Here is a 25,046-nt window from a genome sequence, read left to right as displayed (position 1 = left end):
GTTAAATTCACATTTCTTTTAATTCTTTTTTAAGCGGGGGAACTATACGGCCACTAATTTTCTCCTGTAAGGCCTGGAAGATCACAAACAGTACCGGTATCACAAATACACCAAGCACCACGCCGGTAAGCATTCCTCCTACTGCACCGGCACCAATAGAATGATTACCAAGTGCAGAAGCTCCTTTTGCCTGCATCAGAGGGATCAATCCAACAATAAATGCAAAGGAGGTCATGAGTATGGGACGTAACCTCAGTTTTGAAGCTTCTATCGCAGCCGCTACGAGATCCATTCCGGCCTTACGACGCTGCACAGCATATTCTACAATCAGAATGGCATTTTTGGCAAGCAGCCCGATCAGCATAATCAAACAGACCTGAACATAAATGTTATTATCAATGCCCAGCATATTGATGAAGAGCATCACACCGAAGATTCCAAGTGGTATTGTTAAAATAATTGCAAATGGCAGGATATAGCTCTCATATTGGGCTGCCAGAAGAAAATAAACAAATATCATACTCATCAGGAAGATCAGAAGAACCTGAGACCCTGAATTTATCTCTTCCCGGGTCATCCCGGTCCACTCATAAGCATAACCACGCGGCAGATTTTCTTTCGCAGTTTCCTGGATCGCCCTGATAGCATCTCCCGTACTGTAGCCGGGTTTAGGAACACCATTGATCGTAACAGCATTAAACAGGTTATTACGTGTAACGGTTTCTGGTCCGTAAACCCTTTTTAGTGTAACCAATGCGTTTGCAGGCACCATTTCCCCATGTGCATTTTTTACAAAAATTTCATTCAGGGATTTGGGATTGTCCCGGTATTGCGCATCTGACTGCACCATCACGCGGTAGTATTTCCCGAAGCGGTTAAAGTCGCCGACAAAACTGCTGCCATAATAAATCTGCAGGGTTTGAAGCAGGTCGCTCACCTGCACCCCCATCTGCCTTGCTCTGGCATTATCTACATCCAGCTGATATTGAGGATTACCTGCTGCAAATGTGGTAAATGCATAGGCAATTTCCTTTTTCTGCATCAGGGCTCCTAAAAATGCTTTGGTGGTCGAATCAAGTTTACCCATAGTACCACTGGTCTTATCCTGAAGCATAAATTCAAAACCACTCACATTTCCAAAGCCCTGAATAGTGGGGAAAGTGAAGAAAAATGCGCTACCACCTTTTACCTTGTCGGCAACTTTTTGTGTCATCATTGCTGTAATCTGATCGAGGTTTTTGACAGGTCCCCGGTCATTCTCTGCCTTCATCCTGATAAAGCCAGCTCCATACGATGATGCATTGGCATTGGAAATAAAGTTCAGTCCCTCTACCTGGTAATGATTCTTGTTGATGGGTTCACTCTTCACTATATTATCAATATCCTTCATCACACGGCGTGTTTGCTCCAGCGAACTGCCGGGAGGAGTATTTACAGCATATAATAAAAAGCCCTGATCTTCCGTAGGTATGAAACCGGTCGGAGTCCGCTGTATCATCACAAAAGTAATGGCAGACACTAAAGCTAAGCCTGAAAGGGCTACCCATTTACGCCTGATCAGGAATTGTATTGAACGGATGTACTTGTTCGTCATCGCATTGAACGCAGTATTAAATGCATCAAAAAAGCGTCCAGCAAATTTCTTCGGCGGATGTGCTCCATCAGCATCTGCATGAGGATTTTTCAGAAACAAAGCACACAAGGCCGGACTTAAGGTCAGCGCGTTCACAGCAGATATTAGAATAGCAATAGATAGAGTAAAGGCAAACTGCCGGTAAAATACTCCTGCAGGCCCTTGCATAAACCCGACCGGAATGAAAACCGCCGACATCACCAGGGTGATGGAAACTATTGCCCCCGATATTTCACTCATCGATTCGATCGTCGCGTCTTTTGCATTCAGCTTCGTTCTTTCCATCTTGGTATGAACGGCCTCAACTACTACAATGGCATCATCTACTACAATCCCAATTGCCAGTACCAGTGCAAATAAGGTTAGCAGGTTAACACTGAAACCGAATAAATTCATAAAAAAGAATGTACCAATAATGGCTACAGGAACAGCGATCGCCGGGATAAGAGTAGAACGAAAATCCTGCAGAAATAGAAATACAACAATAAAGACTAGTATAAAGGCTTCCAGCAAGGTATGTTTCACCTGAGTGATTGAAGCATCCAGAAACTCTTTGGAATTGTACATAATCACCGGCTCAACTCCTGCGGGTAAGGTAAGGGCAAACTCCTTGATCTGACGTTCAGCCTCAGTCAGAATATCATTTGCATTGGAACCTGCGGTCTGGAAGATAGCTACCCCTGAAGTAGGACCACCATTTAACACGCTGTTTGAAGCATAGGTATACGAGCCAAATTCCACACGTGCAACATCTTTCAACTGAACGGTTGATCCGTCAGCATTGGCTTTAATAATTATATTTTCATAGTCTTTTACTTTATTCAGTTTTCCCTTATACTTCAATATATATTCAAACACTTCCCTGCTGCTTTCACCAAGCCTGCCAGGGGCCACTTCTAAACTCTGGTCTTTTATTGCGTTGGTAATTTCCTGTGGTGAGAGCTTATAGGAGTTCAGTCGGTCAGGCTTTAACCAAATCCGCATGGAGTATTCATGAGCCCCAAATGCCTGCGCCTGCCCCACACCCGGAATTCGCTGTAACTGTGGAACGAGATTAATTTTAATATAGTTCTGAAGAAAGGTCTCGTTGTAGGATGTGTCTTTACTGGCCAGCGCAACAAACATAATGATACTGTTTTGTACCTTCTGGGTCGACACCCCTGTTTGTACCGCTTCCTGCGGAATCTGGCTCAGGGCCTTTGTTACACGGTTCTGAACATTGACCGCAGCAATGTTTGGATCTGTTCCTTGTCTGAAATATACGTTCAGCGTCATAGAGCCATCATTACTGGAGTTGGAAGTCATGTAAGTCATGTTCTCCACTCCGTTTACGGCTTCTTCAATTGGTGTTGCAACTGAGCGCGCTACTACCTCGGCGCTAGCACCGGGATAAGATGCCGTTACCTGTACTGTGGGTGGTGCAATATCCGGGAACTGAGTAACCGGCAGGCTCATTAGTGAAATAATGCCCAGAAGCACTAAAATAATAGATATCACGGTTGAAAGAACTGGTCTTTCAATAAATAGTTTAAGCATGAGAATGTTATTAAGCCTCCAAATCCTATTTTAAGTGGCAGTTAATTTTTTTTATGGGTTCTTTTTTCTTAGAAAGAATCTGCTTTCAGCAAGCTGTCGGCAGAGATTAGTTTGGGTTTAATAATCATTCCATCGGCAAGCCGGCCTATACCTTCATAAACAATCTGGTCGCCATCTTTCAGGCCATTTGATACCATGTAAAAACGTCCGGAAGTTCCTGTAACCGTTATTGGTTTACCAATGACTTTATTACTGTCACCGAGTGAATATGCAAATATCTTATCCTGAAGCTCGAAAGTAGCTTGTTGAGGTACAAGTAAGGTAGTGGTATTCAGATTGGGTATCCTGATCTTACCGGTATTACCCGAACGAAGCAAACCTGCCTCATTGCTAAAGATCGCTCTGAAACTAATGGTGCCACTGGTTTTATCAAAGCTGCCCTGCGCAAGTTCCACACGACCCTTCAAAGGATAAATCGTATTGTCTGCCAGTACTAGCTCAACCTCAGGGAGGCTTTTTATCTTATCCTGTATTGTGCTGCCGGAATATTCAGTTTTAAAATTGATAAAATCAATTTCACTCATTGTGAAATATGCATATACTGATTTATTCTCCGACAATACAGTCAATGCCTCCGCTTGAGTTCTGCTCACAAGACTTCCGGATTTATAGGGAATCCCCCCTACATAGCCGCTTGCAGGAGCTTTAATTGTCGTAAATCCGAGATTAATCTTTGCGGTTTGAACCTGTGATTGCGCCTGAGCAACCATTGCCAGAGCCGCATCATAAGACGCCTTTGCCGATTTTAACTGAACATCAGAAACAATATTATTTTGAACGAGGGGACTAAGTTTATTTACGTTAATAGTAGCATTCTCAAGCGCTGCTTTTGCCGATAGCAGCATAGCATTGGCTGTATTCAGTTGCTCAGTAAATGGTCTAGCATCGATCTTGAATAATGACTGCCCCTTATTTACATAATCACCTTCGTCGACATTAATAGCTGATATATACCCATCTACCTGCGAACGGATCTCAATATCACGACTTCCTTCTATAGAGGCTGTAAATTCCGAATAGGTTATCACTTCACGGGAGCTGACATTGATAACAGAATATTCGGCAGGTGCCGGTGGAGGCATCTCGTTATTCGCGGATGATAAGGTGCAACTGCTATAAACACTTAGAATTATAATCGCCCATAGCATCAGGCTTAACTTGTTGGTTTTATTCATAGTTGTCATTGGTTTGGTATTTAGCATAGTTATTAACATTGATATTTTTACTAACACTGTTAGATAGCAGGAGAAAAAAAAGGGCTAGGCAAGGTTTTTAATAAATCCGGCAATGGCATCGTCCAGAACAAGTTTATTCAACTCAGCGTCAATGGCAGCATTGCCGATGATTTTTATCGAGATCAGTCCGTGCATAACCGACCAGAAGGTATGATACTTCAGGCAGGCATTCAGATCACTGCGCTTATTCTTACCGATAAGAGCTTCGATCGGTTCCATCACCAGACTTCTGAATTTTTCCTGTTCAGGCATTGCTTTGGAAATTTCGCAGCAGGCCATACCTATACCGAACATTAACTGGTAGTGCTCTGTATTATTTAAAGCAAAATCCCAGTAGGCATCTGCCATAGCCCTGATCTGTTCAGCAGGGTCAGTATGCTGATTTTTTGCTTCCAGTATTTTATCCGACAATTTCCTAAAACCCGTTTTGCTGAACTCAAGCAATATAGCTTCCTTATTTTCAAAATGGTCGTAAATCACCGGTACACTATATTCTATCGCTTCGGCAATTTTACGAATAGACAGTGCCTGCCAGCCATCTTTCATAACCATTTGCCATGCGGTGCATATAATATCATTCTTCACCTCATCCTTCTGCCGCTGCCTGCGCTCTATTATTCCCATATCGTTTCCCTAACGGTGTTAGCAAAAGTAACAATGTATCTTGAATATGGAAATATAGAAGTGAGGAAAATAAAACTTATTATACTGAGATGACAGAAGCACTCATGGTGTCAAACCTTTGTCACAGTTTTTTAAGATTCCGGCAAAAGACACTAAAAGCAGCCAAAAGCGATTAGTCGGGAAAATTGTAAGAAAACTTTGAGAATACCGTCAAAAATGGCGGCGGAAACATGGAGTTTTTTACCCCGTTTTCAAACTTAAAAACAAGTTATAAAAGAAGTTTATTATGATCGTGATATTTTACTCTACAAAAGGAGATAATGCAGGACAACTAAGGATTCGCGTATTTAAACGAGTTATATTGGGATGGAAAGGAACAGAGGTGTTTAATTTACCTGATGAACAACTGGGTTTGAATCGGAGTAAGAATTGAGATTTTTTTTAATACAGTTTCATACTGAAAACAAATAGTCTGAAAATCGTAAGAAAACGGTGGGTAACATAGGCTTTTATAATCCTATAAAAGAAACAAAATCTGTATTAACGCTATAAATAACTAGGATTCTGCCTCTAAGTGCAACCTTGTTATTTTCCGATACAAAACTTACTAAATATGGTCTCTAATAAATCATCAGTCGTAACCTGCCCTGTGATCTCACCAAGATAATAAAGTGCCTGTTTGATATCGCTTGCAAGAAAATCTGAGGTGATCGGCTGATCGATATTTTGCAAAACCCTGTTCAATGATTCTTCGGTTTTTTGAAGGGCCTCAAGATGACGGATATTGGAAACCAGAACATCATCCGTATTGATTGAATGGAGATTTACTTTGCGGAGAATCTCAGATTTTAGTTCTTCAATGCCGGTTTTGTTTCTGGCAGAAATTAAAAGAATGTTATCTGCTGTCTGTTGCCTGTTGTCTGGGTCGCCTCCACCTGATCCCTGATACCTGATACCTGATACCTCCTGCTCAAATTCAGCAGTAAGCAAATCTTCCTTATTAACCACCGTCAAAAACGGAATGCCCAGACTCTCAATATATTTCATCTGCTCCACAATCTCTTCCACATCCTGCTCTGGATCAACAAGATAAATAATCAGTTTTGCCTCTTTGATCTTTGCATGGGTGCGCTCCACTCCTTTGGCCTCGATGATATCTTCGGTATCGCGGATACCGGCTGTATCAATGAAACGGAAATTGATTCCGCCGATGATCATATGATCTTCGACAGTATCCCGTGTGGTACCCGCTATCTCCGAAACAATTGCTCGCTCCTCATTAAGCAAGGCATTCAGTAATGTCGATTTACCCACATTGGGCTTGCCGGCAATAACTACAGGCACTCCGTTCTTCATCACATTACCCTGTTCAAATGATTGAATCAGACGATGCAATATGCGTTGAATCTGATAAATCAGTCCTTTGAGATCATCCCGGTTAGCAAATTCTACATCCTCCTCACCGAAATCAAGCTCCAGCTCAATCATGGATGCAAAATGAATTAACTGATCGCGCAAGTGCTGCAACTCAGAGGAAAACCCACCCCGCATCTGCTGCATAGCTACCTGATGTGATGCCTGAGAATTGGATGCGATCAGATCGGCTACAGCCTCTGCCTGTGAAAGATCCAGCTGACCGTTTAAAAATGCTCTCAAGGTAAACTCACCAGGATTTGCCGGCCTTGCCCCCTTTCGGATTAATAATTTTATAATATTCTCAATGATAAATGCAGAACCATGTGTAGAGATTTCCACTACATTTTCCCGGGTATATGATCTCGGTCCGATGAATATTGAAACCAGAACCTCGTCCAGTACCTGCTTCCCATCCTTTATCGTCCCAAAATGAATGGTATGGCTATGCTGAATACTCAGATCCTTCCCTCCAAAAACTTCATTAACCAGACTGATTGCATCCGGACCCGAAAGCCGGATTACTCCGATTGCCCCAATTCCGGAAGGGGTTGCAAGGGCAATAATTGTATCAGAATTGTATAAGGAGGTTCCGGCAGGGCTATCAGACATTTGCTTTCAATTTTAACCATTGCAAATGTCGTCATTATCCCTTCATGATAAAAGAGATTTTACTATCTTGCTTTTAGATAAGGAACTGATGGTCCTGATACATTAATTAACAATTTATTCAGCTATAAATCCGACATGCTCGGGGTAAAAAACTAAAAATAAACAGATGAAAAGAAATGCAACAGCCCTTTGGAAAGGAAGCGGTAAAAGTGGAAATGGTACCTTAAGTTCGCAAAGCGGAACCTTAAGTAATACCCAATATTCTTATAAGTCCAGATTCGAGGAAGGTACCGGTACCAATCCCGAAGAATTGATTGCTGCGGCACATGCCGGATGTTTTACAATGAAATTATCTTTCAATCTTGATGCAGCGGGTTTTACTGCTGAAGAGTTGACTACCCAATGTGATATTACATTAGATGGAGGGGCAATTACTTCTTCACACCTGACATTAAATGCTAAGGTTCCAGGGATTAGCCAGGAAAAATTTGATGAAGCGGTAGCAGATGCCAAAGCAAATTGCCCCATCTCAAAATTATTAAACACTGATATTAGTGTTGAAGCAAAATTGGTCGGTTAATTATTGGTTATCTGTTATCAGTTGTCTGTTATCAGGCTGTGCATGCCTGGATATACTGGACCGATTTGTAAATCATTCTTTTATAAACATCAAAAAATGAAGAAACTCTTTTTTTCAATAACTGCAATTCTGATATTTTTCGGTGCAGTTTCTGCACAAGATCAGAAACAATTAGAATCAAGCTTTGACGGTTTTATCAGCAGCGAAAATATTGGTAAAACCATTAAGGAACTTACTTTGAAACCTCATTATTTGGGCTCTCAGGCAAGTAAGGAAGTCGCAGAAAATCTGCTTGCCAAATTCAAAAGTTATGGTTGGGATGCTGAACTTGAAGTTTATAAGGTTCTTTTTCCAACGCCTAAAGTGCGGATACTGGAGATGACTTCCCCAACAAAATTCAAAGCTTTATTGAAAGAACCCGCCTATAAAGAGGATGCAACATCCGGTCACCCGGATCAGCTTCCAACTTATAATGCATGGAGTGCCGATGGGGATGTAAGCGCTGAACTGGTCTTTGTAAACTTCGGCCTGCCGGAAGATTATGAGACGCTTGAAAAGTTAGGGATTGATGTCAAAGGAAAGATCGTGATTGCGAGATATGGAAGATCATGGCGGGGCATTAAACCAAAAGTAGCGCAGGAGCATGGGGCAATTGGATGTATCATTTATTCCGATCCAATGGAGGATGGTTATTTCCAGGGGGATGTCTATCCGAAAGGAAGCTTTAAAAACGAACATGGTGTACAGCGAGGCTCGATCATGGATATGGTTATTTATCCCGGAGATCCTTTAACGCCATTTATCGGTGCCACTGAAAATGCAAAGCGCTTAAAAAAAGAAGACGCTGAAAATCTGTTGAAGATTCCGGTTTTGCCAATCAGTTATCATGATGCACAGCCATTGTTACAGGCCCTGGGCGGACCGGTAGCACCGCCGGACTGGCGCGGAGCATTACCTTTTACCTATCATATCGGTCCCGGAAAAACTTCCGTCAGACTGAAAGTAGAATTCGACTGGAAAATGGTGCCTGCTTATAATGTGATTGCTAAAATCAAAGGTTCTGAATATCCTGATCAATGGGTTATTCGCGGCAATCACCACGATGGATGGAATACCGGCGCAAATGATCCGATAAGTGGCATCGCTGCTATGATGGAGGAGGCAAAGGCGATCGGAGAATTAGTTAAAAATGGGTATAAACCAAAACGTACCCTGGTTTATTGTGCATGGGATGCAGAAGAACCCGGACTTATTGGTTCTACCGAATGGGTGGAAGATCATGCCGCTGAACTGAAGCAAAAAGCGGTAGTTTATATCAATTCTGATGGAAATGGCAGAGGTTTCCTATCGGCTGCAGGCTCTCATGGATTGGAATCTATGGTTGACGGGATTGCAAAGGATGTAACTGACCCTCAAACCAATGTGAGTGTTTTTGAGCGTTTAAAAGCCAGGGATATTGTTAATTCAGGCACTGATAAATCCAGAAAGGATAATATGGCTAAAAAATCTATGAGCATTGGGGCTTTAGGCTCAGGTTCTGATTATTCTGCGTTCCTGCAGCATGCCGGTATACCTTCACTGAACATTTATTATGGCGGTGAAAATGCCGGAGGTGAATATCATACTGCTTATGACTCCTACGATTATTACAGCAGATTTGGCGATCCGGGATTCAGTTATGGTCGTGCGCTTTCTCAAACCATTGGCCGGGCTGTGCTTAGAATGGCAAATGCCGATACGCTTCCGTTTGAATTTAAAAACCTGCATAAAACAATATCAACTTATGTGGCTGAAATGATCATCATGACTGATCAAATGAGAGAATCTACTCTGGTTTTCAACCAGGTGGTACAAGGCAACAACTATAAGCTGGCTGATGATCCAACCAAGCCTACAAAAGTGCCTGTAGCAAAAGCAGAAGTCCCTTTCATTGACTTCTCCCCCATTCAGAATTCTTTGGTTCAACTTGACCAATCGGCAAATTCATTATCTGAAAGCCTGAGCAAAGGAACTATTGCAAAATCAGCTCTCGAAGATATCAACAAGGCTCTTTACCGTGCTGAGCAAAGCTTGCTGACAGAACAAGGCTTGCCACGTCGTCCATGGTACAAGCATACACTTTATGCTCCGGGATTTTACACCGGATATGGAGTAAAGACTATGCCCGGGATTCGTGAAGCAATTGAACAGCGCGACTGGAAAGAGGCACAACAGCAAATAAATATTGCAGCAAGTGCAATTGGAAAATTGGCTGAGCATTTAAAGGCAACTGCTAAGCTGGCAGACTAGGTCAGACCCGATAGCTATCGGGTTACGAATTTACTTAGGCGCCATGCAAGTAAAATTCGTCAGTCACATTATAATTTAGCGACTGACGAAATCGACTTTCCGCTCGCATAGGTGATTTCGCAAGTCGAAAAACGGAAATTTCACAACCCAATAGCTATCGGGTCTTATTTAGCCATTTTCTCCCTGAGCCTGTCTGCCAGATAATAAATCACAGGCACCAGAAAAACAGTGAGAATGAGTGAGGATAATAGTCCGCCGATAATTACCCAGGCCAGACCATTCTTCCATTCTGATGCTGTACCTGAGGCCAGAGCAATTGGCAACATCCCGATGACCATTGATAAGGTAGTCATCAGAATAGGCCGCATCCTTCCCTTTCCGGCAGTAATCAATGCCTGCCTGAAGTACATTCCTTCTGCCTTTAACTGATTTGTAAAATCAACAATCAGAATTGCATTTTTTACCACCAGCCCCATCAGCATGATCAAACCAAGCAGAGCAAACAAACTCAGGTTATTCATTGAAAGATTCAGGGCTAAAAATGCTCCAATTAAGGCTACCGGTATTGAGAACAAGACCACAAAAGGATAAATAAAACTGTCATAGAGTGCAACCATAATCAGGTAAATGAGCAGGAAGGAAATAAGCAAAACCGATCCTAAGGCACCAAAACTATCATTTTGTCTTTTAATATCACTTCCCCAGGTCATTTGCACATCGCCAGGAAGGGGATTTGACTTTAGGTAAGCCACTACATCGTCAGCAACTGTACCTGAGGGACGTCCCAATGCATCCGCAGTTAGCGTAACAGCCGGTTGTCTGTCTTTCCGTTCAAGTAATGATGCTGTGCTGCTTTGCTCTATACTTGCAAACTGAGAGACCTCTACCGGTATACCCATCGGATTGATTACCGTTAAACGCTTTACATCATCATAATTTTGACGACTAAACTTATCCAGCCAGATTCTGACTGGATACTCAGTGCCATTTTCTGTTAAAGTTGCATCGTCATTTCCGGTAAAGGCAGTCCTCAATGCCATGCCCACATAGGCTGTACTTAAACCCAAACGCTGCATCTTGTCTTTATCAGGCACGACCATATATTCCGGACTTCCTGGCTCAACAGACAGACGTACATTATCTGCACCGGGAATTTGTCCGATTGCCGTTTGCATTTGGGCTCCGGCCTTCATCACCATTTCCTCATTACTGCCGCTTAAAGTAAGCTCTATCGGAGCTGAGCGGGGAATCAAACCTAATGATGCCATTGAATAGTTTATCCCCGGGAATTTCAGCTGCAACTCTTCCCTTAGCTTTTTCATAAAGCCCTCTGTAGATTGCCCGGCCCTGTCGGATGCAGGTTTCAATTGAATGGTAAACTCAGTTTTATTGGCAGATCCCTGCCCTAAACTTCCAATTCCTGTGCTCGGTCCTCCCACATTGCTAAACACCGTTGCAACGGCAGGGTTTTTCAATATGTAAGTCTCAATCTTATATGAAACCTCATTATTTTGTTCCAGAGTTGTTGATTTATCAAATTCCAGATTCATTCTGAATTTACCCTGATCACCTGTAGAGATAAGTTCCTTTCCAATAATACCCTGTTTCATGATTCCCAGAGTCATCACAAATAATAGAAGCACAATCCCAGCAAAAATTAATTTGTGACTTAATACCCATTCAAGTGCTCTTCCATACGAATTGGTAAAACCCTCCAGCAACTGCTCGAACCAGAGCAAAAAACGATTAAAGAAATTACTTGGCTTCAAATCTTCCTTAACACCAATTCGCGATGCCAGCCAGGGTGTCAGTGTAAATCCTACCAGTAAACTTGTAAGTGTTGAGGTGATAACAACGACTGAAAACTGCTTAAGCATATCGGCTACAAAGACCTGCAAAAACAGAATAGGTAAAAATACCACCACGTCGACAAGTGTTATTGACAATGCAGAAAAACCGATCTCCATCCTGCCTTCCATCGAGGCCTTGCGTTTTTCTTTTCCCATATCCAGATGCCTCTGAATATTTTCCAATACTACCGTAGCATCATCGACCAGAATACCGATGATCAATGACATGGCCAGTAAGGTCATCAGATTGAGGGTATATCCCAATAACCACATCACAGCAAATGCGGTAATCAAAGAGGTAGGAATCGCCACCAGAACAATAAATGAATTTCTGAAACTGCGGAGAAATAAAAGCATGACCACTGAAACCAAAATTACTGCAAGAATCAGGTCGAAAATCACTGAATCAACAGCTGCAATCGTATTATCGGTGCTATCAGAAGCAATGATAAAGTTAACGCCCTGTGCTTCATCCAGTTTCTCGATAAACTTAAATTTCTCCCGAACCAGCTTTGAAACCTCCACTGCATTAGCATCCCCCTGCTTCTTTAACAGAAGTCCGATTCCATTTTGTCCATTATAACGGTTAATAGAAGTCGCCTCCTTCAACCCATCTGTTACTTCAGCAACATCCCTTACATAAACCGGACTACCAGGCAATGGCATCGCAACCTGAACGTTTTTAATATCATCAGTAGAATTAAACTTTCCGCTTAATCTCACCGAGCTCGATTCTTTATCAGTTTGTACTTTGCCTGAAGGCAGGTCAATTCCTGAACGATTTATGGCATCAACAACCTGGGGTAATGATATTTTATAAAACTTGAGTTTATCGATATCTACTTTTACCTGAACTTCCCGCTCTTCACCACCAAGTATGGTGATCTCTGCAACGCCTTTAATCTGCTGGATCTGAGGCAGATACTCATCCTTCATTTTCTGATAGAACTCCGTGGCAGGTATCTTACTACTGGCACTAACTGACATAATTGGAAGGTCATTTGGCGAAACCTTACTCATTACCGGACTTAAAATATCTTCCGGAAGATCCTTTCTAATATTATCAATATAGCGTTGTGCATCCTGCATGGTTTTATCCAGATCAGTTCCATATTTCAGGTTAGCAATAATCACTGATGCATTTGGCAAAGATTTGGTAACCAGATAATCCACACCTTCAACATTTGAAAGCGCATCTTCAATTTTTCTTGAAACGGATGTCTCAACCTCCTCAGGCTCGGCCCCTGGATAACCAGTTTTTATAACAACAACCGGCTGGTTAAAATCAGGCATGAGCTCATAGCTTAGATTCTTGTATCCGATGAAGCCTAAAAGAGCAAATACACTGAATAAAACAATGATAAGCGATGGTCTCTTGATTGAAATTTCTGTAATATTCATAATTCAGCGATTTTATCGTACCTGTACATTAGCCCCATCAAACAGATTGATCATCCCCCCTGTGATAATAACATCACCGGGTTTTAAACCTGAAGAGACCTTACTGGTATTCTTCATTTTAGCTACTATCATGACTTTTTGCAAAACCGCCTTTCCATTCCTGATCAGGTATATTTGAGGCTGCTCAGAAGTACCCGATAATGCAGAAGAAGGAACAAAGATTCCCTTCTCAGATTCAGGGTTTTTCAGAATTACTTTACCAAACATGCCAGATTTTATCTTTAAATCTGATGTATTATTGACTATCAATTGCACCGGGAAGCTGTTTCCTGTATTGGCTTTACTTCCAATCATGGCAACTTTCGCGGAAAAATCAAGATCAGGGTAGGCATCTGAGCTAACAGAATAGGTCTGATTCAATTGAAATCGATTTAAATCAGCTTCAGGAATATTGACAATAAACTTTAGGGTGGAAATGTCTGAGATCTGCATTAATGGGATACCCGGTGAAGCAAATGCCCCTACTTCACTCAATTTGGCCGTTACAACACCGGAAAAAGGTGCCCTGATCGTAGATTTATTTATTTGCTCCTGAAGCGAAGCGACCTGCACCTTAGCAGACCTTAAACCCAATTCTGCTTTTTCAAGCTGTACACCCTGTATGGCCTCGGCTTTAACAAGGATTCCAAATCGCTTTACATCAACATCGAGCCCTTCCATTTGTACAAGAGCAGACTGCAAAGACAGCTTTAGCAGAGAATTATCCAATTGAATAATGGCCTGCCCTTTTTTAACAAAATTACCTTCCGCAACCATAATCTGATTTATCTTCCCCTGTAATTCAGAACTGATTCGACTCTCTTTTATAGGCTCAAATGAACCCGTATAATTAAAAGTTGAACTGACCTTTTCAAATCTTACAGTATCCGTCTGAACATAGATTACCTGCTCCCTATTATATTGATAAACTCCCTTTTGAGTCTTTTCCTTATTGCTTTTGAGGCGGATAACTGCAAGCATTACAATGACTATTGGAATTATGATAATCAGGGCTTTTTTAATTGTGATTTTCATTGCTGATATTATTTAAAGACAGAAATATTTCCGGTTAACTTTTTATACTCGAGGTCGGCTTTCAAATAATCAACTATCGCATTTAAATACGACTGCTGCGCTTCCCGCAAGGCATTATCTGCCAACAGAACATCTGTTAAGCTTGCAGTACCCTCCTTTTGCTGTATGATATTTTGATTATAAATTGATTGTGCAAGTCTCATTTGAAGCAGAATGGTCTCCGTTGATTTCCGGGCTACCTGACGCTGCATTTTAGCATTATCAACTTGCATTAAATTCTGTTCACTTAATAAACTTATCTGAAGTTCATTGTTCTTCAATTCATACTTTTTCTGATTAATCTTGTGTTTAGTTACTGTTCCCTGAAATAATGGATAAGACAATTGTATGCCTGCAAAGCCAACAGGGAAAAACTTCAAAAACTGATCAGGACTTTTATCATATCCCAGGCCCGTTGTACCCTGAGAGCCAAACAATGAAAGTGTTGGCAGCCTTGAATATTTGATTGTGTTAAGCTCAGCATTGATCAAACGGTTTTGAATCCTCGCCTGACGAATATCTATGGTCGATAAACTTGCATATTCCTGTTTAACCTGATACTTTATAGCCGGGTCAATACTTACTGAACTTTCCTGGGGAAGTCCCATTAGAAATTTAAGTGTATTTAATACCTGCACATATCTGCTTTTCACAATTTCCTTTTGAGTATTCAATTGCTCAACCTGTAAGTCCACTTTGCTGACATCAGAACTTTTAGCCATTAACTGCTCATGCAGAAGACTTATATTTTTTTGTAATTTCTTCGTGTTAACGAGATTGCTGTCTATGAAACTAAGCTGATGATGAAGTATCTGAGCATTGTAATATAAATTAGAAATATCATATATAACCTGCTCTGCGGTGCGCTGATATTGCAACTCAGTCAACTCAGATGCAATTTTGCTGTTATCAACAGCACTGTTCAGTTGAGCATTGTACAGAGGCATCGATAACTGAATATTCGCATTGATATTATGTGGCACTCCGAAGCGGGTTTCTTTGAACTGTCCTGCAGGCCCCCCAAAAACCGACTGTGGTAATAATTGGGTAGGCTGATCGGTGTAATACCGGTAATCAGCATTAAGTGCGAGCTTGGGCAGCAAATTCGCCTTTGCTTCCTTCTCCTTTTGCTCAAGGATTAACATACTGTTGCGGCTCATCTGCAGGTTCTTATTATGCAACTGGGCGGTATCAATGCATTGATCTAAGGACCATTGCTGAGCCTTTGAGCTCAAAGATGCAAAGACCAGCAATACTAACAGAAGAGTATGTTTGTAAATACTTACTAACTTCATGGGTTAAATTGATTAAAATATGATAGAATGAGTGTCATAAGATGATTTGTATTACTTTCTTATCATGTTCAAAATTCCGGATAGCACAGTAGTACCATCATGAATAAGATTTGATTTATGTCCGGATAATTTCCACTTCAATACGGTCATTCGCATACTCCCCATAATAATCGTAGTGATAGTAGAAGGATCGGCAATTCCTCTGATCTGACCTGCGTCAATACCCTTTGAAATCACAGATTGAATATTGAGCTGCATCAGCTTCATCATTTCCATTACCCTTGTATTTAAATCCTTATTAAATTGAAAAATCCCTTCAGAAAAGATTACACTCACAATTGCAGGATTTTTCACGAAACTCCCAAGCTGTGAATCAAAAACTTGCTTTAGCAGGTCTTCAGAATTCACTTCTGCCTGGCCAATTATTGCAGAGAGTCTTACTTCCATTTCCAGAATGAAATAATTAAGCAATCCCATTAAAATATCATTCTTACTTTTAAAGTGGCGATAAAGCGCGGCCTCAGAGAGCTCCAGATCTGCCGCAAGATTCTTAATGGTAAGATCCTGAATTCCATGCTTATCGATCCGCTGAGTAGCAGCCTGCATGATCTCAATCTGTCTTTCGGTAAAAGTGTTAGTATCGGAGATTTTCATTGATTAATAAAATAGTGAGCGTTCACTTACAAAGATAAATAAAAAACACATATCCAAATAAAAAAAGAGTGAAAATGATGAGGATCACAATTTGTGAGGATAAGCGAACAGAAATTCAACAGCAATCAGCTTAAAAAATCAATTAATAAATAAACTCAAAGGCAAAATTTGAAATAAACTAAAAAATCCTGTTATCTTAGAGATCGAAGCATCATTTTTTAACAAATTTTAAGATCATGAAATCACCTTTTCTATCAAGTGCTCCACTGGCTAATGATTTGGGCTTGTTATTTCTTCGGATCGTTTCAGGCGCTGTAATGCTGACACATGGTTACCCTAAATTTCAGAAAGTACTGCAAGGAAACCTGAAATTTGGAGATCCTATCGGACTGGGCGAGGTCCCCTCTCTTTATCTTTCAACTTTTGCGGAGTTTTTATGTGCAATTCTTGTGATCGTAGGACTTTACACCCGCTTATCTTTAATTCCATTGATTATCAATATGTCGGTTGCATTTTTCATTGCACACTCCGCTGATGATTTCGGCACTAAAGAAAAATCACTCCTTTTCCTGGGTATGTTTATAGTTATATTCCTCACCGGGTCGGGACGTTTTTCAATTGATAACAGGCTTAATAAATAATTAAAATTAATAGGATTAAGGAGCTATAGGATTCGTAGGATTATAGGATTAAGAATCACCAAAGGACGTTTTCAACAAAAAAACTTAACAGCGCAAGAGAAATTATCTTAATCTCTAAAAATAAATATAATTCTGAACGAGAATAAAATAATTCTCTCAAAAGATTGCAGACAAACTGACCAGATGAATAAACCCATCTGATAAGTTTATCTATTTATTCTCTACCCCCACAACCCTTCCTCTCCTACCTGATACATCAAAAGCAGCAAAACGAAACTTTCCCTTTTCAGTTATGGGACTAGTATAAATCGAACCTCCGGCCACCGGATCTGAACCATCTTTGGTATATCTGATCTCAAGTCCGGGCAACTGAATATTGGCATATACCTTCCCATCCCTAATCTTCAAACCCGGTTCAGGAATCCGATAGGAAAAACCACCGTTATAATAAGTCAGACGTGGCAATTCACGTTTGCCTACCCGATTAGCAAATTGGGACCAGGAGTTTCTATAGTAAAGATCATTTAATATTGAATACTCCCCAACAGCCCAATCAGGCTCCTGTGCCCATGCCCTTTCGGCAAGGCCCAGCATTTTTGGAAGCATCATATACTCCAGTCTTTCTTTGCTTATATTATTCTCAGACCATAACAATCCCTGCAGACCGACGATATTGGATTTACCATAATCAGTTAGCCTGATCATTTTACTTTGATCCAGATCTTTGATCGGCCTGCCTTGCCCGTCTTCTTTAACATTCTTTAAAAAATCATAAGGAATGAAATAAAACGGTTTGTCCACGTCGACCATACCACCCCATTTATAGCCGGGCTCATAATAAGAGCTATTGTAAGCAAGATCAAAATATTGATTCGAAACAGGTGAAAGAACAACTTTATAACCTCCGTTTGCAAGTTTATAAGCCAGATCTTCCGCACCCCAGCCTATTACATTATTCCATACATGTAACTGGAAATGATCGTCCGCGAAATCAGGATTGGCAATATAATGTGGCTTGCCATCGAGATAAGTCTTACGCATTCCTGCCTCTTCCCAGCCTGAAACAAAAAGTCCACGCTTTTTAGCCATTGCATTGATTTTTCCGAAATAGTAATACCAGAGATCATCCGTAGATTTTATCTCAGGATTTTCGGATCTTATTTTCAGATATGCAGGAGATTTCTCCCATACTTTCGCCGGCACCTCATCTCCCCCATAATGGATCGTTTTTAACGGTGCTCCGGCTTCTTTATACATAAGAATCAGTTCATCAGTCACCTTTTCAATGAAATTGTAAACTGAAGGTAAGGCTACATCCATCACATTATCATTCCAGCCCTGTACAGAACGGTATTGAGATTTATCCCGAGGATCAATCAAACGGTATCTGGAAGCTTCGGCCGGTTTCCCTGCTTTCATCAGCTTCTCATACCGGCTTTCCATCGCTTTAATTGCCGCACGGGCATGACCCGGAGATTCAATTTCAGGAATTACCTGTATATGCCTGGCAGTGGCATACTTAAGGACTTCTATAAAATCCTTTCGGCTTAAATGTCCGCTGCCAGGTAATTGATTAGGAACACCACCTGAAGCAAATGCGGGTTGAATGTTACTTTTATGATCGATTGTATGCGCCCTAACACTTCCAACCTGGGTCAATTCAGGAAGCGATGGAATTTCAACCCTCCAGCCTTCATCTTCAGAAAAGTGGAAGTGAAATACATTCAACTTATATAAACTCATAAGATCCAGCACTTTAAGGATCTCTTCTTTGCTTTGAAAATTCCTTGCCACATCCAGCATAAAACTACGGTATCCAAAGCGAGGCTCATCCTTCACTTCAACAGCCTGAAGTATAATTGAATTCTGCTTGCTACGCCAGCTTAATGGTGGTATCAAACACTTGAGCGACTGAATGCCATAAAATGCCCCGGCTGGTGTTGAAGCCACTATCAGTATTCCCTTATCCGAAACGCTTAATTCATAGCCTTCTTCTTTAATTTTAGGATCTCTTTTCAAAATGATACCATTCGTATTATTCTGTTTAATTGATGGTTTGGTATTAAGTACCTTACCAAGCTCTTCAATCAGATACGAAGCCTCCCTGGCAAATGAAGGATCATAAGAAATACCAGCGTTCCCGCTGATTGTATATTTTCCCGTAATTGACTTATACTCAAGTGGACTCGGGAATATTAATGGCAGTTTCGATTCCTCTATATCCTGAACATCCTGATTCTTAGAATACACATAAGCAGGATCCATCCAGGTTTTTGATGCCGGAAGTGAACTCAGAAACTCGACTGAAGGATCCGGGTAGGTACACTTTACAGGAGTGGCTTTATCCGGTGTCTCTGAAAGAACCACGTAAAATCCCTGCGGAGATTGAGTTACATTCTCAATGTTCCCTGACCTGATCATTTGAAAATCTATTGTTGCACCTGCTGATATACCATCAGAAGCTGCATTTGGCTCAATTTTGTAAAGATCCCCATTGACAAATGAAATTGTTAAGCCCCTGCTATCGGGCTTTGGAAAATCACCTGAATAATTGAAATATAAAGTCCAGCCATTTGAAGGCAAATCATTTGCTGATTCGTTTGTCAAACTCAAAACTGACAATGATTGACTTTTACCATCATAATTATTCTGAACAGGTTGCCATTGAACACTGATTCTTAAATCTTTGATTTTATTTTGTGCCTGGATTTGATCAGAAGAATATAATAGAATTAAGCTCAGGATAAAGCAGGAAAAACCATTGCTCATGGATCTTTTAAGAATCATATTTGGGGTGATTATAATTGCAAACACAAATTACAAAAACATTAGTGTCTGGTGACAATTAAGTTATCAATATTTTTTGCTGCAAACCCAAATTCTCGATAAAAGAATTACGCGCCATAGAAGCGCGCTAGCATTGAAATGATTTAAAATTTTTTCAATCATGACGATTACAATACATGGTGGAATTCTTTCTACTGACCCTGAAGGGGTCAAATGTTTATAGAAATGTTTTGCGAAAATCACAACCCTGAAGGGCAATGTCATTAAGTTAAGGATTACGATCCTGACTTTCGTCAGGATCTCCTCCATTTTTTAAATAATACATTGTCATCCGATAGATATCGGATCTGGCGAAGGCCAGAACCTCCTGCCCCTTAACTTAATGACATTGCCTGAAGGGGTCGTATGTGATAATTACAAATACATTCGACCCCTTCGGGGTCGCCGATCTAATAGTACATGTTGTCAAACTATTTCTTAACCTCAATATTCAAACTCGCAGAACCAGCTTTTCCCGAAGAACTAATTCCCTGAAGCATAATTGTATAATTATTCTCCTGATCAGAAGTATAGAAACTAATTATCTTTTTACCGTCTGAATTGATCTTAATATCAGGCGACCAATAGAGTACATTTCTGAAATCAGGCAGTCTGCTTTCAGTCTGTGAGGCTGTCTCGTATACCGGTGAATAAAATTCTCTTTTAAGCTGTAAACCCTCATAATCCACGATAGTAGCTCTGGTATCAAGCTGAAAATCAGGCAAATTGCCTTTGTAGGTTGTAAAATTCAAGATCCCTTCAAAATTCAAGGCACCAAGAAAATATTTTTGGGCTACCACATCCAGTGAACGGACTTTTTTAGGATCGTATTTTATGATCTTATTACCCGAGTCAAAAATTGGAACTCCGTCTAATATGATCAGGGGTTTAACACTTTTCGGAATATCTGTAAGATGAGGCCTTACTATAACCCATGCAGAAAAATCATCCTTTTGCCGAGTAACCGGTACCTCTACAACGTATTCCCTTAACACTTCTTCCATTGTGGTGAACCGCACAAAATTATCCAATAGGTAGGTCTTATCTGGTTTCAGGTAAAATGCACTGCTATCAACCAAAGCAGGATAAAAGGTTCTCAATTTATTCGATGAGTAAACATTCTGAACCTGACTGCTCAAACTTTGAGTGGACAATTGATTCCTTAGATCTTCATTGAGGAATAGTTCATACGGTTTTGTACTTGAATATTCTTTTGAAAATGGACTCAGAATTTCGATTTTATAAGTGGAATCCTGTTGGGTATCCGTTTGGGCTACAAGTTCTGAAGGACCATAAATGTCTCGGGTATGAAAGCGAACAAGTCCGGAACTACTGCTTCTTGCACCATAGAGATGCAGCTTTTTGCCAGGCAATGATAAATAGGCAAGAATATTATTTGCAGGTGCATGAGTTCTGGTGTCAATAATTCGCCCATGAATAATATGTCCGTCGATTTCGGGTATGAATCCAAATACAGGCTTATTCCCGGCAATCACATTTTGCCACACAAATTTTCTCCAGCCATGAGTCAGCATCAGGTTATCAAGTGCTTCATCGGCTAAAGCATCCTTATTTTTAAGATAATAACCCGGTGATTCTATATTCCCTTTTAAATCTGATTTTAACCACAAATAATTGAAAATATCAGCTTCGTCTGCAGGATTAGCATTTGAAGCAAATACTGAAACAGAGGCATCAGCATCAATTTCAAGGCCCTTTTCATCTTTAGAAAGTAATTCAAGGATTACTTTTTTACGGGTTGAATAAGCTGACTTATCGGCTTTTATAGCCAAATTTAAGTGACTGGCAGGTCGAATAAAATACAAGCGTTCTGCAAGGGCTTTGCCAGTAGAATTGAATAGTGTAAATTGTGATATTCCTTCAGAAAGCTTCTTCTTTTCAATCAAAAGCTCTGCCTTACCCCCATTTAGAGTGATACTTTCACTTAGCTTTTTGTTCTGCCGGGTATGCACAAATAAAACAAGCTGCTGATTTGAGGAACCTTCATTGGCCTGAATTTTAACCTTAATCTGCTCCTTACCTGCATTTTCAATCTGCAGAACATAACCCGTCTTAACAGAAGACAATTCCTTAGTGATAGTTTTCGATCCGGGTATTTCTATAACTGCTCTATATTTTTTACCATTTTCAGGAGTAAAAGAAAAGGAACCAATGCCGAATTTCAGAGGTTTGAAACTCAAAAGGCTGTTATTATTTTCATCTACAAGGGTTCCTCTAAAATCTATACCCAGACCCTGATTATCAATCGCACGGAAAGCAAGCTTTGCAGGCAAAGATTCAACCATATTTCCACCCTCAGGAAAGAACTGAATATCATAATTCAATTCTTCATTCAAAGCTTGTTTCTTCTCAGGTTTTGTCAGAGTATTTACAAGTTTGATATTCTTTTCAAAATAAAAATCCGGACTGAAATTTTTCATCCAGCTTGTGTAAGCTCTGAACTGATAATTCCCGCTGGATAATGATACCGGTAAATATAAAGATCCACTGCCCGACCCCCCATCAATTGCAATTTTAGCTTGCAAAACAGGTTTTAGATTTTTATCAATGATCTCAACGTATGCAACTTTACTGAAATCAACTGATGTATTGGAAACTGTATTTACATTGTACAATTTAAACCAGAGTATCTCGCCAGCCAGATAAAGCTCCCTGTCGGTATGAACATAAACTTTTTCCTGGAGGTTCAGTTCTGAATACTGATCAAACCGCTTAGTAATTGAATCCTGATTAAAAGACTGTGAAAATGCATCAGAAAAACATGCCATTAGTAAAAGCATCCCCAATGTTCTGAGGAGTTTGTTTTTAACTGATTTTACTGATTTTAGCATTGTTTGAGGCAGTTTATTTATTAAGGTTACCAAAATATTGGTTTAACATTACTGCCTCCCCTTGTACGGCAATCAAGGCATAGTGATGAATTTGCATCGTAAGATTGTATTCTACCATCCAAACCTATGTTGGAGGTGACAATCAGATTCGCCCCGCTTGAAAAAGCATTCCTTAAACTATCCTTATGATTTTTAACCACTATTGGTTCACAGCCCAGAATAAAATTCCAGGAAGGCAACTGACTATTATTAATAAAAATCCTCTTCTCAATAATTTGAGAAATATTCAGGAATCCAATTACCCTTTCGTCCGGGTTGCTGATACACTTGATATTCCCTATGATATCTGTGGGTTGATTATCAAAAATTGACCCCAACTGTTCAGAATTCCGTTTCATTAATGTGAGATAATCATAAGCCTCTTTTCCAATTGCATATTGTTTGACCAGAATGCTGTAACGAACACCCAATTTCTCAGAACGATTGGGAATTAAAGCCAGTTGAAAATCATCCACCACATCAGAACTTAATTTGGTTGTTGAGCTGATCAGAATATTGGTTGATGATTCGTTCTTCCAGCAGGTGAACATTTTAAGAATTTCAGCATAATCCCTACTACCAATGCTACTACTTACTGTATTATAAACATAATCCGAATATCCAACCGAGCGCTGTTCCCAGGTCTCAACATAATCCCATTGATAATATTTTGTATTGTTATTGCTATCATGGGCATCAACGTAAAGTCCTACACCATCTCGTTCTCTTCTCCAGTTCAAACTGTCAATTGCAGGCGTAGTACGTACCGGCATAAGGTCTGAGAGATATTCCTTACCAGCAATTGTCTTAATTCTAAGACGATATTGCAGAGTCGCATTAAATGTAGTATTTGGCAATGTATAGATACCGGCAGCACTTTCAGTTAAAGCCAGGATGGAATTATTACTGCCTTCAACCTGAACCTTTGCGCCCTTTTCCATTTGCAATACGCTCTTATCTGCAATTTTAAGTGTACGACTTAACATTATGTTTGTTTGACCACCCTGATTGATTATCCCCTCAACTACCAGCAAGGTAGCTGAATCACTAATTGCATCATGTTCAAACGGCTTTTTACAAGACAGTGAAAACAGCAGAACTGAGATGCACAGAATCAATTTAAAAATCCTTGTCTTCATATTAAAACCTGATATTATAGTTTACAAATGGAATAGCAGATCCAAAAATGGAAAGCTGATACCCCTTGATGATTCCCTTTTCAGACGTAAAATAGGTTGAATATGCATTATCCCTGCCCGTTACATTATAGATTCCTAATGTCCATGAATTATGTGTTCGCTGATGTATCTTATGATTTCCATCGATATTTAATGAAAAGTCAGTCCGGAAATAATCTGGAGCCCGAAGTGCATTTCTATCAGAGTAATTAGCTCTCAGTGAGCCGGCATAAAAATATTTACCGATAGGAACTGTTATTGGTCTTCCTGTGCTGTAAGCGGTATTAAAAGAGGCACTAAAGCGATGAGAGAAACGATAATTGGCCACCAGACTAAAATCATGTGGCTTATCATAATTAGCTGGATAATATTTTCCTCCATTGATGATCTGACCGGCATTCGGGTCGTCCATTTTCAACAAGGTTCGGGAATAGGTATAGCCCATCCATCCATTTAACTTTCCGCTTAATTTCTTAACCAGGAATTCAACACCATAAGCTTTACCCTTAGTATTGATTACATCTGTTTCTATATGATGGTTCAAAATCAAATTAGCGCCACTTTTATAATCCAGATAGTCTTTTAAATTCTTAAAATAGCCTTCAATAGAAGTTTCAATGGTATTGTCTTTAAAGTTCTTGTAAAAGCCCAGAGAAGTCTGATCGCCATACTGAGGCCTGATATTCGGATCGCTAAGCTTCCAGATATCGGTCGGAGAAATTGCAGTTGTGTTGGTCAGAAGATGAATATATTGCCTTAAGGTATTATAACCTGCTTTAACTGAGAAGTCTTCACTAAGCTGATACCGGGCAGAAAGACGAAGTTCCGGACCATGATAAATTTTTGCCATTTCTCCCTTTTTATAGGAAGCAGCCCCGATGACATTACTTTCGGTTTTTGGAAGATTTGGCGCATACAAATTAACACTTTTAGGTCCCATGTAATTATACATAGAGTAGCGAACGCCAAGATCCATTGACAAATTTGAGCTCAGATCAAAACGATCTCCGACATAAATAGCACTCTCAAAAGCCTGTTCAGGAGCTAATTCATTTAATTTTACAAGTGATTGGGAGCCGAGTGGCTGAAATGTTCCGGGATTAAGATCATATCGAATAGTGCTGATCCCGAAATCAATGGTATGCTTTGAACTGAGATAATAATTGAAATCTGTCTTAAAATTTGCCTGCTGAATATCAAAAGCCATTTTATAGG

The 25,046-nt window shown here is 40.3% G+C and carries 15 protein-coding genes; 3 read left to right on the top strand and 12 right to left on the bottom strand.

What is annotated here, in order from left to right:
- Window positions 1-7: 7 nt before the first annotated feature.
- From VGE44_RS08055 to mnmE, 4 genes are all read right to left on the bottom strand, one after another.
- The gene (locus VGE44_RS08055; RefSeq protein ID WP_331077760.1) at window positions 8-3,169 is read right to left on the bottom strand and encodes an efflux RND transporter permease subunit; all 3,162 of its coding nucleotides are present in this window, start codon (window positions 3,167-3,169) and stop codon (window positions 8-10) included.
- A gap of 68 nt (window positions 3,170-3,237) precedes the next feature.
- On the bottom strand, window positions 3,238-4,404 hold the full coding sequence (locus tag VGE44_RS08050; RefSeq protein ID WP_331077758.1) for an efflux RND transporter periplasmic adaptor subunit: 1,167 nt from the start codon (window positions 4,402-4,404) through the stop codon (window positions 3,238-3,240).
- Between the two features lie 84 nt (window positions 4,405-4,488).
- Window positions 4,489-5,088, bottom strand: a complete 600-nt coding sequence (locus tag VGE44_RS08045) for a TetR/AcrR family transcriptional regulator (RefSeq protein WP_331077756.1) — start codon at window positions 5,086-5,088, stop codon at window positions 4,489-4,491.
- Between the two features lie 585 nt (window positions 5,089-5,673).
- Window positions 5,674-7,113 carry a tRNA uridine-5-carboxymethylaminomethyl(34) synthesis GTPase MnmE gene (gene mnmE, locus VGE44_RS08040; protein WP_331077754.1) on the bottom strand — a complete coding sequence of 480 codons (1,440 nt, stop codon included), beginning with the start codon at window positions 7,111-7,113 and terminating at the stop codon, window positions 5,674-5,676.
- Window positions 7,114-7,279: 166 nt separating this feature from the next.
- Between mnmE and VGE44_RS08035 the strand changes: the two genes are divergently transcribed.
- Window positions 7,280-7,693, top strand: a complete 414-nt coding sequence (locus VGE44_RS08035) for an OsmC family protein (RefSeq protein WP_331077752.1) — start codon at window positions 7,280-7,282, stop codon at window positions 7,691-7,693.
- A 96-nt stretch (window positions 7,694-7,789) separates the two neighbouring features.
- The gene (locus tag VGE44_RS08030; RefSeq protein ID WP_331077750.1) at window positions 7,790-9,982 is read left to right on the top strand and encodes a M28 family metallopeptidase; all 2,193 of its coding nucleotides are present in this window, start codon (window positions 7,790-7,792) and stop codon (window positions 9,980-9,982) included.
- A 164-nt stretch (window positions 9,983-10,146) separates the two neighbouring features.
- Here the strand turns inward: VGE44_RS08030 and VGE44_RS08025 are convergent, their stop codons facing one another.
- Genes VGE44_RS08025 through VGE44_RS08010 form a run of 4 tightly spaced genes read right to left on the bottom strand, consistent with a single transcriptional unit; the run spans window position 10,147 to window position 16,295 of the window.
- Complete coding sequence (locus VGE44_RS08025) at window positions 10,147-13,233, bottom strand: efflux RND transporter permease subunit (RefSeq protein ID WP_331077748.1); 3,087 nt, start codon at window positions 13,231-13,233, stop codon at window positions 10,147-10,149.
- A gap of 12 nt (window positions 13,234-13,245) precedes the next feature.
- A complete protein-coding gene (locus VGE44_RS08020) occupies window positions 13,246-14,307 on the bottom strand; it encodes an efflux RND transporter periplasmic adaptor subunit (RefSeq protein ID WP_331077746.1) in 1,062 nt (353 codons plus the stop codon).
- An 8-nt stretch (window positions 14,308-14,315) separates the two neighbouring features.
- Window positions 14,316-15,641 (bottom strand): TolC family protein, encoded by a 1,326-nt coding sequence (locus VGE44_RS08015; RefSeq protein WP_331077744.1) that lies wholly within the window; start codon window positions 15,639-15,641, stop codon window positions 14,316-14,318.
- 51 nt (window positions 15,642-15,692) lie between these two features.
- A complete protein-coding gene (locus VGE44_RS08010; RefSeq protein WP_331077742.1) occupies window positions 15,693-16,295 on the bottom strand; it encodes a TetR/AcrR family transcriptional regulator in 603 nt (200 codons plus the stop codon).
- 236 nt (window positions 16,296-16,531) lie between these two features.
- Between VGE44_RS08010 and VGE44_RS08005 the strand changes: the two genes are divergently transcribed.
- Window positions 16,532-16,936 (top strand): DoxX family protein, encoded by a 405-nt coding sequence (locus tag VGE44_RS08005; protein ID WP_331077740.1) that lies wholly within the window; start codon window positions 16,532-16,534, stop codon window positions 16,934-16,936.
- A gap of 210 nt (window positions 16,937-17,146) precedes the next feature.
- Here the strand turns inward: VGE44_RS08005 and VGE44_RS08000 are convergent, their stop codons facing one another.
- The 4 genes from VGE44_RS08000 to VGE44_RS07985 all read right to left on the bottom strand — a co-directional run.
- A complete protein-coding gene (locus VGE44_RS08000) occupies window positions 17,147-19,723 on the bottom strand; it encodes a family 20 glycosylhydrolase (RefSeq protein ID WP_331077738.1) in 2,577 nt (858 codons plus the stop codon).
- A 470-nt stretch (window positions 19,724-20,193) separates the two neighbouring features.
- Window positions 20,194-22,614: a hypothetical protein gene (locus VGE44_RS07995; RefSeq protein ID WP_331077736.1), complete on the bottom strand. Its 2,421-nt coding sequence runs from the start codon at window positions 22,612-22,614 to the stop codon at window positions 20,194-20,196.
- A gap of 26 nt (window positions 22,615-22,640) precedes the next feature.
- The gene (locus VGE44_RS07990; RefSeq protein ID WP_331077734.1) at window positions 22,641-23,792 is read right to left on the bottom strand and encodes a DUF4249 domain-containing protein; all 1,152 of its coding nucleotides are present in this window, start codon (window positions 23,790-23,792) and stop codon (window positions 22,641-22,643) included.
- Window position 23,793: 1 nt separating this feature from the next.
- Window positions 23,794-25,046: TonB-dependent receptor plug domain-containing protein (locus VGE44_RS07985; RefSeq protein WP_331077732.1), on the bottom strand; the 1,253-nt coding region annotated here is incomplete at its 5' end.

The organism is Daejeonella sp. (assembly GCF_036405355.1).
Classification (GTDB): Bacteria; Bacteroidota; Bacteroidia; order Sphingobacteriales; family Sphingobacteriaceae; genus Daejeonella.
Note: the sequence above shows the minus strand (reverse complement) of the source record. Positions and strands in the feature narration are given on the sequence as shown.

Bases quoted from the DNA above. Each gene is read 5' to 3' on its own strand.
- VGE44_RS08055 (WP_331077760.1), bottom strand. From the start codon at position 3,169: ATGCTTAAACTATTTATTGAAAGACCAGTTCTTTCAACCGTGATATCT.
- VGE44_RS08050 (WP_331077758.1), bottom strand. From the start codon at position 4,404: ATGAATAAAACCAACAAGTTAAGCCTGATGCTATGGGCGATTATAATT.
- VGE44_RS08045 (WP_331077756.1), bottom strand. From the start codon at position 5,088: ATGGGAATAATAGAGCGCAGGCAGCGGCAGAAGGATGAGGTGAAGAAT.
- mnmE (WP_331077754.1), bottom strand. From the start codon at position 7,113: ATGTCTGATAGCCCTGCCGGAACCTCCTTATACAATTCTGATACAATT.
- VGE44_RS08035 (WP_331077752.1), top strand. From the start codon at position 7,280: ATGAAAAGAAATGCAACAGCCCTTTGGAAAGGAAGCGGTAAAAGTGGA.
- VGE44_RS08030 (WP_331077750.1), top strand. From the start codon at position 7,790: ATGAAGAAACTCTTTTTTTCAATAACTGCAATTCTGATATTTTTCGGT.
- VGE44_RS08025 (WP_331077748.1), bottom strand. From the start codon at position 13,233: ATGAATATTACAGAAATTTCAATCAAGAGACCATCGCTTATCATTGTT.
- VGE44_RS08020 (WP_331077746.1), bottom strand. From the start codon at position 14,307: ATGAAAATCACAATTAAAAAAGCCCTGATTATCATAATTCCAATAGTC.
- VGE44_RS08015 (WP_331077744.1), bottom strand. From the start codon at position 15,641: ATGAAGTTAGTAAGTATTTACAAACATACTCTTCTGTTAGTATTGCTG.
- VGE44_RS08010 (WP_331077742.1), bottom strand. From the start codon at position 16,295: ATGAAAATCTCCGATACTAACACTTTTACCGAAAGACAGATTGAGATC.
- VGE44_RS08005 (WP_331077740.1), top strand. From the start codon at position 16,532: ATGAAATCACCTTTTCTATCAAGTGCTCCACTGGCTAATGATTTGGGC.
- VGE44_RS08000 (WP_331077738.1), bottom strand. From the start codon at position 19,723: ATGATTCTTAAAAGATCCATGAGCAATGGTTTTTCCTGCTTTATCCTG.
- VGE44_RS07995 (WP_331077736.1), bottom strand. From the start codon at position 22,614: ATGCTAAAATCAGTAAAATCAGTTAAAAACAAACTCCTCAGAACATTG.
- VGE44_RS07990 (WP_331077734.1), bottom strand. From the start codon at position 23,792: ATGAAGACAAGGATTTTTAAATTGATTCTGTGCATCTCAGTTCTGCTG.